This is a genomic window from Photobacterium sp. DNB23_23_1 (assembly GCF_052873815.1).
In genome coordinates this window covers 1-11,622 of the sequence record NZ_JBNNXT010000042.1, presented here as the reverse complement: position 1 = coordinate 11,622, position 11,622 = coordinate 1, and the positions used below count along the sequence as shown (strand labels likewise).

General features: G+C 43.9%; 13 protein-coding genes. 7 read left to right on the top strand and 6 right to left on the bottom strand.

Annotated elements, in window-relative coordinates:
* Positions 1-106 precede the first annotated feature (106 nt).
* A complete protein-coding gene (locus ACVA53_RS20335; RefSeq protein WP_446506094.1) occupies positions 107-997 on the top strand; it encodes a PfkB family carbohydrate kinase in 891 nt (296 codons plus the stop codon).
* A 155-nt stretch (positions 998-1,152) separates the two neighbouring features.
* On the opposite strand, the gene ACVA53_RS20330 is transcribed toward ACVA53_RS20335, so the two are convergent.
* From ACVA53_RS20330 to ACVA53_RS20310, 5 genes are read right to left on the bottom strand one after another with little or no spacing between them, the layout of a single operon-like run.
* On the bottom strand, positions 1,153-1,749 hold the full coding sequence (locus ACVA53_RS20330; protein WP_446506093.1) for an ATP-binding cassette domain-containing protein: 597 nt from the start codon (positions 1,747-1,749) through the stop codon (positions 1,153-1,155).
* A complete protein-coding gene (locus ACVA53_RS20325; protein WP_446506092.1) occupies positions 1,733-2,443 on the bottom strand; it encodes an ATP-binding cassette domain-containing protein in 711 nt (236 codons plus the stop codon). The genes ACVA53_RS20330 and ACVA53_RS20325 overlap by 17 nt, the downstream gene beginning before the upstream one ends.
* On the bottom strand, positions 2,443-3,264 hold the full coding sequence (locus ACVA53_RS20320; protein ID WP_446506091.1) for an ABC transporter permease: 822 nt from the start codon (positions 3,262-3,264) through the stop codon (positions 2,443-2,445). Before ACVA53_RS20320 ends, ACVA53_RS20325 begins: the two co-directional genes overlap by 1 nt.
* Complete coding sequence (locus ACVA53_RS20315; RefSeq protein ID WP_446506090.1) at positions 3,257-4,234, bottom strand: ABC transporter permease; 978 nt, start codon at positions 4,232-4,234, stop codon at positions 3,257-3,259. Before ACVA53_RS20315 ends, ACVA53_RS20320 begins: the two co-directional genes overlap by 8 nt.
* A complete protein-coding gene (locus tag ACVA53_RS20310) occupies positions 4,234-5,781 on the bottom strand; it encodes an ABC transporter substrate-binding protein (protein WP_446506089.1) in 1,548 nt (515 codons plus the stop codon). The genes ACVA53_RS20315 and ACVA53_RS20310 overlap by 1 nt, the downstream gene beginning before the upstream one ends.
* Before the next feature lie 105 nt (positions 5,782-5,886).
* Here ACVA53_RS20310 and nikR point away from each other — a divergent pair, with 105 nt between their 5' ends.
* Together nikR and ACVA53_RS20300 are read left to right on the top strand one after the other, a co-directional pair.
* Positions 5,887-6,306, top strand: a complete 420-nt coding sequence (nikR, locus tag ACVA53_RS20305) for a nickel-responsive transcriptional regulator NikR (protein WP_446506088.1) — start codon at positions 5,887-5,889, stop codon at positions 6,304-6,306.
* 106 nt (positions 6,307-6,412) lie between these two features.
* Positions 6,413-7,336: a triose-phosphate isomerase gene (locus ACVA53_RS20300; protein ID WP_446506087.1), complete on the top strand. Its 924-nt coding sequence runs from the start codon at positions 6,413-6,415 to the stop codon at positions 7,334-7,336.
* A 144-nt stretch (positions 7,337-7,480) separates the two neighbouring features.
* Here the strand turns inward: ACVA53_RS20300 and ACVA53_RS20295 are convergent, their stop codons facing one another.
* Complete coding sequence (locus tag ACVA53_RS20295) at positions 7,481-8,296, bottom strand: sulfite exporter TauE/SafE family protein (RefSeq protein ID WP_446506086.1); 816 nt, start codon at positions 8,294-8,296, stop codon at positions 7,481-7,483.
* A 164-nt stretch (positions 8,297-8,460) separates the two neighbouring features.
* Here ACVA53_RS20295 and ACVA53_RS20290 point away from each other — a divergent pair, with 164 nt between their 5' ends.
* From ACVA53_RS20290 to ACVA53_RS20275, 4 genes are all read left to right on the top strand, one after another.
* Positions 8,461-9,084, top strand: coding sequence for a Crp/Fnr family transcriptional regulator (locus tag ACVA53_RS20290; protein ID WP_446506085.1), 624 nt, complete (start codon positions 8,461-8,463; stop codon positions 9,082-9,084).
* Positions 9,085-9,091: 7 nt separating this feature from the next.
* Positions 9,092-9,463 carry a YidH family protein gene (locus ACVA53_RS20285; RefSeq protein ID WP_255044878.1) on the top strand — a complete coding sequence of 124 codons (372 nt, stop codon included), beginning with the start codon at positions 9,092-9,094 and terminating at the stop codon, positions 9,461-9,463.
* Positions 9,460-9,777: a DUF202 domain-containing protein gene (locus ACVA53_RS20280; protein ID WP_446506084.1), complete on the top strand. Its 318-nt coding sequence runs from the start codon at positions 9,460-9,462 to the stop codon at positions 9,775-9,777. Before ACVA53_RS20285 ends, ACVA53_RS20280 begins: the two co-directional genes overlap by 4 nt.
* 256 nt (positions 9,778-10,033) lie before the next feature.
* Positions 10,034-11,281: a hypothetical protein gene (locus ACVA53_RS20275; RefSeq protein WP_446506083.1), complete on the top strand. Its 1,248-nt coding sequence runs from the start codon at positions 10,034-10,036 to the stop codon at positions 11,279-11,281.
* Positions 11,282-11,622: the final 341 nt, after the last annotated feature.

The window sequence follows — 11,622 nt, the reverse complement described above, 5'->3', positions numbered from 1 at the left end:
CGGTGGCCCGCTTCTCCACCGAGTGACTTTCAATACCACTTAAAATGCTAATCCGTTACAATATTCAATAATTTGGTTACCAAACAACTATTAGAAGAAGATTAATTTGAAAACAGTTATTTGCATCGGAAACGCCACTTGGGACCAAACCTTTTCGGTCAACACATCGCAATTACAAGCCGCAAAGTCTTACGCTGAGGGGTTCTCCGTCAGTGGCGGAGGTGTAGCCGCCACTGCAGCTGTTGCCATTGCAAATTCAGGGGAGCATGTCGACTTCATCGGTCGTATGGGTATCGATATGGTTGGCCAACAAATATCTGATGAGCTCCTTGCTCATGGTGTAAACATTGAACACTGCCTGCGATATGAGCAAGTCCAGTCATCAATTGCTACCATCATTCTCGACGAACAGCATTCATCGAAAATTTATGTCTACAATGACCCTACAATGCCAAAAGACACGTCATCACTTTTTAACATGGATTTGTCAAATACTGCCGCTATCGTAGCCGACTTGACATGGCCAGAAGGTGCAAAAGTGCTGTTTGAGCTTGCAAGACAAAAAGGTATCCCTACTTTCTTACGGGTCAGCTACTTTGACAACACATTGATTGAACTTCTCGAACTTGCCGATTGCTGTGTCTTTAACCACCCATCTCTACTGGCAATGACCTCGGACATACAACATAAAAGAGCCCTAAACAAAGCCATTAAGCGTGTCGGTGGATCTGCTGTGGTAACACTAAGCCAACGCGGCTGTGCATGGCTACATGAAGGGAGCTTTGACAGTCTAGCTGGCCATAAGGTCGAGGTGGCAGACACGACAGGCGCAGGGGACATTTTCATCGGCATATTGGCAATGCAAGTCGCCAAAGGACAACCTTTTGAGCAAGCGATAGATACCGCTAACCACGTGGCTGCCCTGAGCTGCGAATTCATGGGGGCCAGACAACTCGCTGATTGCGAAAAAGCCCAAGAGGTGCTTCGCCAATCTTAATTTATGTAGCACTTATACCAACCTACATAAATAGAATACCCTCGAAATAGTCATCTATTCCAAGGGTATTAAATATAGGTGAGCTCCACCCCTAGCGAAAGAGATGACAAACGGAACAATGCAAACACAGGCCGAAGAATAACGGCAGACTCAACCTACTCTGAGGTACCACTCGGCCATTCGACTACCCTATTACAGACATTTTTTAGCAGAGAATAACTGTGAGAAATGACTAGGGCGCCTATATTTCTCGCCTCCAGATCTTCCTGTAACACCTGCCATATCTCTTGCTGAGTAATCGTATCGAGCTGTGCCGTAATTTCATCACAGATCAAAAACTCCGTCGAAGGGGCCAATGCCCTGACGATATTCAACCTTTGTAATTCACCGCCCGAAAGCTGCTTGGGTAATCGCTCTAACCATTGCGGTTTCACCCGATAACGAGCCAATACAGATCCTGGTACTGAGTAGCTTTCGGCCAAAGACCGAGAAATGCGCCAACGGGGGTTAAATGCGAACTCTGGTGACTGACTGATCCACTGAACCGGCGAACCAGTACCTGCGCGCTTCAATGGCTGATATAACACTCCCTGAGATTGCGCAAGTAATCCAGCTAACACCTGAGCTAACGTCGATTTACCACAACCACTTGGCCCATATAAACCTACACGCTCACCCAGTTGGATACTGACATCTGGAAAAGATAGTCGCTGGGGACCATATTCAAATGCACCATTACGCAGACTTAGCATAGTGTCCCTCATTTCTATTGTGCCAATGCTCTGGTGCCGCTTGCCAAAGGGCCTGTGTATAGGGATGACATACCTTATTCCAACCAGGTTCAATCGTGACATCATCAACCAACAAACCATCTCTAAATACCAATAAGCGATCTACATGCTTGGTTAGAGCAACAATATCGTGACTGATAATAATCATTGATTGTCGGTTTGCCGTGGATGAGGTCAATAGCGCTAACAGTTGTTCACTTCGCGTATGATCCAGGCCTGAAGTCGGCTCATCGGCAACAATGATCTCTTTTCCCTGCACTAACCCCATTGCTATGAGCGCACGTTTTGTCATCCCACCCGATAATTCACCAGGGTATTTATTCAGCAACACCTCATCCAATTGGCAGTGCTTGATGACCTTTTTATATTCATCTTTACTAGAAGAAAGCTCGGCTAACTGTCGATAAATGCGTGACGTCGGATTAAGGCAGGCCGCAGATTGAGGGATCAGCGCAATATCTCCATCACAGTCAATAGCGCCCCTTCTCTCAAAGCCCTCAGGGCAATAGCCCAGCAATGCATGGGCAAGAATAGTTTTTCCACTGCCACTCGCGCCTACTACCCCGACTTTTTCACCACTATTAACTGTGAATGTGACGTTATCGAGTAAGCCATTTTCACCACAGTGGATCGCTAATTGATTAACTAACAGCATTAGTAGCCCTTAATTTGAGAAAGTCGAACACATGCTTGCCCTATAACGGAAAGCAGTAGCAATACAACTAACAAAACCAAGCCTGGAAATACTGCCAGCCACCAATTACCCGATAACATATAACGACTCGCTTCAGAGAGCAGAATACCGATGGAAGGTGTGGTTGGCTCTAAGCCAAAACCAAGGAATGTTAGCCCCGACACATGAATCAACGCATGTGGGATCATCAGCAAGATGCCAATGAGGCAATGGGGTAAAAAGAATGGCAACACATGGTGCCACAAGATAAACCATTTGGGCCGACCAAACTGTCCTGCTAACTGAACAAATTGGCACTTTAACAAACCACGCTGCTCTTCAACCAACAAACGGGTAAGTTTTGGCCAGTGGGTCAGAGCAACAGCCCAAATGACGCCGTTCATTCCTCCCCCCAACGCCAATGTCATAATGATTAGCAATAGTAAATGCGGAATAGCCATAAACATATCGATTATCAAAGACACCCCCCACTCGCAGCGTTGATTAAGCCCTGCGATAATTGTCAGAAACAACGCGATAAAGCCACTCAGCAAGGCTGAACCGCCACCGATCTGTATACTGAGCAACAGCCCTTTGACGGTACGCCCCCACATATCGCGCCCCATGACATCGGTGCCAAACCAATTATCAGCCGATGGTGGCATTAACACCTGATGTAGATCTACCGCTTGGCTCTGTACGGGCAGTACTGCGCAATAAAATAAGATGCCGACAAAAACGGCGCTGAGAGTCGCTATATTCTTTTGTAAGCAATGGATGCTTTTTTCTTTGGAATCAGACATGCGCCCTCCCCTCAGGAAGTAGTCTGACACTTATAAAGCGGGCAACCCCATTACCAGCAAATACCAATATCATCGACAGCATGGTTACTGCCATCAAGAGGGCTATATCGCCATTTAACCCGGCAACAACCATTGTCATTCCAATACCGGGGAAATTAAACACAGTCTCAATCAAAGCAGAGCCTCCGAGCAATTCAGATAACCCGGCAAACTGCAAAACAATAGCTGGAGTCAGGGTATTTCGAAGCAGATGTTGACGATATATGGCCCACCCTTTTTTACCATGCATCCGAGCATACACCACATGTTCGCTCGCAAGCACCTGAACGGCTTTTTCTCGGGTGTGCATCGTGATGTGCCCCATGCCTGTTAGCGATAAAACAATCGTAGGCAGCACCAAGTAAGGCATCTGTTCAATCCAACTGATAGAATCAGGAGAAGTACCAATAGGCGCCCCACAACAAACAGGTGCCCATTGCAGTGAAACCCCAAACAAACTTAGCGCGAGCAGAGCAATCCAAAATGCCGGTGCAGAGGCTGAGACCCAGCACAACCCACAAATTAATCGGTCAACAGTCCTACCTCGAAAGAATGCGGCAACAATGCCGGAGCAATAACCGCATATCAGAGAGCCGACCCAACCCATAACCATCAGTCGGAAGGTTAGCGGGACTCTTTGTTGTAACACATCGACGACAGGCTGCTGCTGTGAAATCGAAAAACCAAGATCTCCTTGCAGCAAGTGCCAGAACCAACTACCAAATCGTGTTGTTAGGGATTGATCCAACCCTAACTGCGCGGAAAACTGCGCAGTATGATCAGCACTCATCGCAAACAAATTGTCACTGGTGTAGTAAAGCACTGGATCAATGGGAGAAACAGCCAGCAAACTGAACGTCATGGCCAATACCATGATAGTCAACAATAAAAGACGTCCTCCAATAGTCACGCTATGATGTTTATGACTCATCAGTGGCAGCTCCATTGCCATTGCTCTATGGTACGGGTGATTGGCCAGCCATGCTGGTGGGGTTCAGGGAGCGGGGAGCCGATATCAAGGCACTCATTGACCGCATATAGGTGGTCAATATTGACCAACCAACTCCATGGGAGATCTTCATCTAACTGTTTGTAAACCCTATCCCAGTATGGCTGGGCCTGCTGGTAATTAGTTGTTTGCTTGATTGCGTTCAGCGATACATCAACAACTTCACTGCCATAGAAACCGGAGTTGTACCAGCCTTCTCCTGCATGCTCACTGCCATATACCAAGAACATTTCATTAATTGCATGGCTACCAAAACCCATGAGAACAGGACTGGTCGCCATCACATGCCCTATTTGTGTCCAGCTTGCTCCGCGTACAACTACCTTAATGCCCAGCGGCTCAACCATGGCTGCAACGGCAAGCGAAAGCTGCTCGCGAATACTGTCTCCAGCAGGGTAATAGAGAGTAAAGTTGGCTATCGTACCTTGCTTTACTCTAATGTTACGCTGCTTATCCAACAGCCAGCCAGCCTGTTCTAGTGCTTGGGATATTTCACTCACATCAGCGACTTCACGGTGCTGAGCGGCAGGTCCCCACGGCAGACCATCAGCAAGGGAAAATGCCGGTCGACCATATCCTTGCAGAACACTTTCAACCAGCAATTCACGATCAATAACCTGATCTACGGCACGACGAATAGCGGCATCTGAAGTCACACTGTTTCCTCGATGGTTAACCGAAGGCGCATTAAAAGGCCAGACGATGCCACGGTTGTCATTCGTCTCAACAGTCACAAGTTGATAATTATCGGGGACAAGGCGCGCATATCTTTGCGGAATTGAAGCTAAATGAATTTGGCCGCGGCGCACCATAGAAATAAGACTATCTTCACTGGCAAAGACAATGATCAGCCGCTCAACCGCAGGCATCTCGCCGTAATAATACGGATTTTGTTCTAAGACTATCTGCTGGCCTTTATCCCAACGTACAAATCGAAACGGCCCACTGCCTAGTGGCTTCTGTCCATAGTTAGGCCCGTATACTTGTTTAGGCACGATACCAACAGAAGCCAGTAAATCGGCAAATCCCAGATCAGGTGAAGCCAGACGAAAACGTATCATGTATTCATCTTCGATAATTATTTCACTTATCATACTGGCATCATGTAGCGATAAGCCCTTTTTCAGCAGGCTGTAAGTAAAGGCAACATCTTTAGAGGTCACTGGGGTGCCATCACCAAAACGAGCATCCTCTCTTAAATCGACTGTCCATTCATGACGATCATCAGAAACCGCAACATGGCGGGCTAAATCAGGTTGGAGTGCCAAGTCCTCGCCTCGTTTTAGTAACGTTGACTGAATCAGGGGATCTCCATATCTTCCCCACCCCATAACGGGATCCAGTCCCATTTCTGGTTCTTCGCTAAGCCCCAAAATCCATTGCTTATTATTTTCTGCATAAAGTTGGGCTGAGAAAAAGACGCAACTAATTACCGCAAAGATATGTAGGAAATACTTTTTCGTCGACATCACACTTTTTAATTTTCAATCGGTAAGTGCAGTTAACACTATCATCATTTTCGTGTTAATGTGAGTGATACAAATCACACAAACTATAAAAGTGATCTACATCGCATGAGCAATTTGAATAAAGAAATTGTCCGATTTTCACTGTCTTTTCCCAAGCAACTTTATCAAGAAATGATGGACACCCTAGCTGATCGCCAATATCGTTCACGATCTGAGTATTTTCGCGATCTCTTCCGCGAAAATCGAACAAATGACGACTGGCGAACATCAAACCGAAATGTCGTTGGTGTACTGAGCATCGTGTATAACCACCACCAGAGGGGGCTCAGTGAGAAAATAAATCACCTCCAGCATAACAGCCACACTCAGGTCCAATGTACGACACACGTCCATTTACAGCACGAGTTATGCCTCGAAAACACAGTCATTATAGGTAAAAGTACGGATGTACAAGATCTTGCAAACCAAATATCAGCGCTAAAGGGTGTTGAACAGGCGCAGTTAATACAGCATCTCAATAGGTAATGCGATCTATGTCTCTTTATTTGGTTAAGTGATAGTGATCACTTAAAGTATTTTTCGACACTGATATATTTTCTACACATTCCCTACAACTATGCGAACAAAAAAAATGAAAAAGAACATACTTATTAATTTAAAAAGATTTGAAGTTTACAAAGAGAATGGAGGGGTCTGTCCATCGAGTGATCCTGTCGTATGGATAAGAGAAACTATCCAAAGTATTGTTGATGCTGGCTGGGGGAAAAACGATAATATAATCCTCTCTGTATTCGTACCCGATATTCTCTTACATGCAGCCATCGAACAATTACAAGCAAACCCAAATACGGAAATTAAAAATATGTCTATTGGCAGCCAAAGCTGCCACCGTGAAGATGTCACCGTCGGAGGAAATTTCGGCGCCTTTACCTCACACTCAATAGCAGCAACGCAAGCAACACTCGGCAGCAAAGCCAGCATTATCGGACACTGTGAAGAACGCCGTCATCTGAATTTTATTATTTCCCAATATGCTGGGGAAGAAAATTTATGCAACCATTCAGCGAACAAAATCGTGAGCGGAATCATTAGTGAAAAAGCCTGTTGCGCCCTAGAACAGCAAATGAAAGCGGCGATCTGTATTGGTGAAACAGCTGAAGAACGTGGAAACGGGACAGACGAAGAGCAATTAAAACAAGCAAAAATCACATTAGAAAACCAGATTATTGCCAGCCTCTCCCAAATCCAACCCGAACAGCTAAAAGACAACGTATTACTAGCCTATGAGCCAGTATGGGCTATCGGTCCGGGAAAAACACCACCGAACAGTGACTACATTGGCCTTATTACCGACTTCATCAAACAGACCGTAAAAGCCAATTTCAACTTATCACTGCCTGTCGTATACGGTGGGGGACTGAAAGCTGAAAACGCCGCAATGCTAGCTGATATCAGCCAGCTTGATGGCGGGTTAATTGCGTTGACCAACTTTACTCAACCAATTGGCTTTCAGGTTGATGAACTTTCAAATATCCTTTCAATCTATACATCTTAATATCAAATTGACTAGAGAGTTAGTTAATAATACCAGTCTGGATAAGTAGTTGATCAGATATTTTGTAGGTTGATATAAGCCCCCTCCCAATATCGAAAATGGGAGGGGGCTTAATTGTAAGTTTTAGCTGCCATCAGGTGGTATTTAGAACAATGTATAAAGTACTAAGCTTATTAATATAACAATAAGTGTAATAATATACGTTGTCTTCTCAGATATTTTATTTAGTAAAGAGGCGGCAACGGGTACACCGATAAACGAACCAACAACAAACCAAATTGCAGTATGCACATCCGCCTGCCCTCCTTTAGCATAGCCAAGTGCGGCGAACCCTGAAAGAAACAGAGCCAATACCACCGAGGAGCCAATCGCTTTCTTGATATCCAAATTCAGTACGTTATTTAGGACAGGGAGTAGCAGTACACCACCACCAACCCCCGTTGATCCCAAAATTGATCCACAAAACATACCGGATACTAGCGCTTTTCTATCACTACAATTCACGTTCGAAGACGTATGTTTGCTGTTTGGCGAGGATCTAAATTTATAAAAAACGGACAACAAAGAACCAATCATGACAACCGTAACGAGACTCGTAATCATTGTTTGTGTTGTTTCTTGGTGCAGTGGGTGATCATTAAAATAAATAACAACCTGTGTGACGACGAGAGTGATTGGCAAAGCGCCAACAAATAATATAGCAATTTTCCGCCATGACACATTCTTTGCTTTAACATGAACGATAGATGCATTCACTTTTACCAGTGCGGATATCAAGCTTGCTGTACCCACTGCGAGTACAGGAGGCATACCACAAAATAATTGTAACATTGGAATTAATAATACCCCACCTCCAACCCCTGTTAGACCCAGACATAAACCAAAAATACTCCCCAGAGTAATTTTTAGCATTAAGGCCTCTGTTGCTAATATATCCATGAAAAGGCTTGCCAAATCCATGATATATGAACTCCAACTAGTATCTGCAATTATGTGCTCGCAAACGATTTCATTAGTACTAATTTTACATGATCAGCAAGCTCAAATTTATGGCGATGATCATATTTGTTTATCTTATTATCAGGTAAGCTATCTTTACTCATTTTCATCGTAGTGATCTAACAATGGTTATTGATATTCTCAGGAATTTAACTGATCACATAGAAACTGTCGCCGTGTGCAAAAAACAAGCTGTTTATCATAATGGATTGTCTGCAAAAGGTTTTTACTATGTTGAACAAGGGTTGGTCGGGTTATATCAAGTTTCTGAAAACGGAAAAGAATCGTTACTAAGGATCTATGGACCAGGCTCTTACTTTGGCTATCGCTCTCTGTTTACCGCACAAAGATACCCATCTACAGCCAGAGCGATGTTAGACAGCACTATTGTTCGGATAAATGTAAACGATTTTAAATCACTCGATACTATATCGCCGGATTTAGCTAGTTATTTAATGCAGGAAGTGTGTTTTGAATTAGGAGAAGCAGAAAAACGGCTGATGCAATTTAATGCCTTTAGTGCCAAGAAACGTATTCTCGATACGATTTTTTATATGTTTCAAACATACCCTGAATACCCTTGGACCTACCGTGAGATTGGCGAGTACAGCGGCACTGATACCACAACGGTTATTCGGTACTGCAAGACACTGAAAGGTATAGGAATATTAGAAAGAAACAGTCGCAAGCCACAACCTGTTAATCTGCAGCAATTGGCAGACTACCGTAAGTCACTACTAATTAAATAGATAACCAATGAAACGCATCAAACAACGACTCCCCAGACATACTTGGCGCAATGAAGGGGAAGCGCCTGATTACCGTTTTTCTCTAGCAAACGAGCGAACCTACCTGGCCTGGATACGTACAGCTCTTGCATTACTGGCCGGAGCTATCGGTATTGATCAGCTCACCCCCGACCTTGCCGATCCCCTTGTGCGAATGTTGCTCTCATCCTTTTTATGCCTTTGCTCAGGCCTTCTAGCCATTTTTGCATACCGCCGTTGGTCACAGAATGAAAAGGCTATGCGGACCAATGCCCAATTGAAATATACCGGTTTTCTCAAAATCATTAGCCTTATCATGTTATTTCTTACCGTTATAGTTATCTTGGTTATTCTATTATGACAAGGGATCCAGGCTTACAGCCAGAACGAACCGCCATGTCCTGGCTAAGAACCCAACTGGTTTTATTCGCACTGGGGCTACTATTTCTCAAAGTCACCGAACAAGGTGACATCACGGCTTTACCCGTAATAGGCGTAATTACGATGCTGTCGGCAATACTAGGAACATTTTACTGCCGCTATCGTTTTACTCAGGTATTCGACAATGACATGACGGTTTCAATCAAGGAGTGCTGGATTAAATCCTATCTGTCATTGCTGATTGCACTATTAGCAGTTGGCTATTTTACCTATTTATGGGCCCCAAAAATTTAGGGGACTGAATGCATCGCTCTCATGGCTGCCACGTGCTGGCAATGACAAGTCGCTCATCTAGCTGGCAACCAGAATAAACTGGTTAGCTTATCAATATTGCCCAACCGAAGTGATTTAATCACACAGGTAAGACCAAAACCTAACCACAACGGTTAAATTTTGGCCTTTCATCACCAAATTTAAACAGCGATCGGACTATCATTGAGCAATCAGATCGCACGTGGCAATCTGACCCTACCATTAAAGGGATTTAATTATGGTTATATTAAAATACGGTTACGTATTTCTTTGTAGTATCGCACTTATTGGTTGCGGAAGTGACTCAGATTCAAATAGCGACGAGTCAAGTGCTGTGGCCAACGTAGGTGTCTATTCTGATGCGGCAGTCGAAGGATTAACTTACATAACATCACCTGGTAACCTTAGTGGTACAACCAATTCACTCGGCGAATTCGATTACATAAATGGAGACTCTGTTGAATTTTCAATTGGTTCATTAAAACTACCGTCAGTCAAAGCAGAGTCAGTCCTTACTCCAGTTGATATGGTTGAGCCACTATTAGATAGTGATCAAAGTGTTCTTGATAACCAAATGACAAAGAATATTGCGAGTCTACTCCAATCCCTTGATAGCGATGGTAACCCTGATAATGGCATTACAATATCAGCTACAGCCATTAGTAATATTAATGACATGCATAAAGACTACCAAGGCAGCGCAAAAGATTTCTTTGATTTGACCCCTGACGATTTCAAAGCTGAAATCGTTAAAGGTTATGTTGATGAGGCCGTTTATGTCGACGCTGAAAAAGCCATTGCACATTTACAAGTACAGTATGACTTAACACGTGGCTTGCTAGGGAGTTGGATTGGTGAAAACAGTGAAAAAGAAATATTCATGCTTTCCTTCTATGACGATACTTATGTTCACGTCCAAATGACGGACAGTGAGCCCGAGTTCAGAGGGCTCGAGTGGGGAGAGTATGCCATCGACAGTGATGGTGATGTAACAGTAGGCGACATATTTTTTGACCAAAATGGTGAGATCGGCCTTTCTAATCTTACAAACGATAAGTTGAATCTGACTGTTGACAAAAATACGCTACTCGTCGTATTTGAAGAGGATGGGCAGGAACTAACATCAACATTAACACGTGTTGAAAATAAAGGGTTTTATGGTACGTGGCTTGCCTCTGATGCTGAAGGTTTGGCACTTTTATCATTCACTTTCTTACCCGATGGTAAATATATTCACTCAGAAGTTGAAGATGGCTCAAGTGGAGGGGCTGAATACGGCATGCTTGATCTTACATCAAACGCATTTACGGTTAAGGAAGTCTTTGAGGATCTTAACGGAGATATTGGATTGCATAATTCCGATGACGGAACAACAGTATCCGCTAAAATCAATGTTATTGGTAATAACCTTGAATTTACCTTCGAGGAAGACGATGGCGAGACAGATGTCATAACATTTAAACGCCCGGCACGCACAGTTGATTAACCTTTCTTAAGTTTATTCGGTAAGAGCAGCAAACCCTGTTATTAAAGCTGCTCTTCATTTTCCAACATGAAAGAGTGATAAGAACCAAAGCTAACAAATGCCAGATCGTGCTTGTCTACTAGCAACACCGTACTTCCTCCCTTCTCAACACACGACTTATTTTGGTAAAGAGAGCCCCATCACACATGTTGCTAATATTCAGTTTTGTTTAGTATAAAATATTGTTAGTTGCTTGGTTTTCGCCAAAAGTGCACCAGAAATACAGTATCCGCCCCATGATTCCACGGGGCGATTATTAATGAGAGAAGTTCCAAGGAAGTAGAGAGTCGATATCCGGCTCA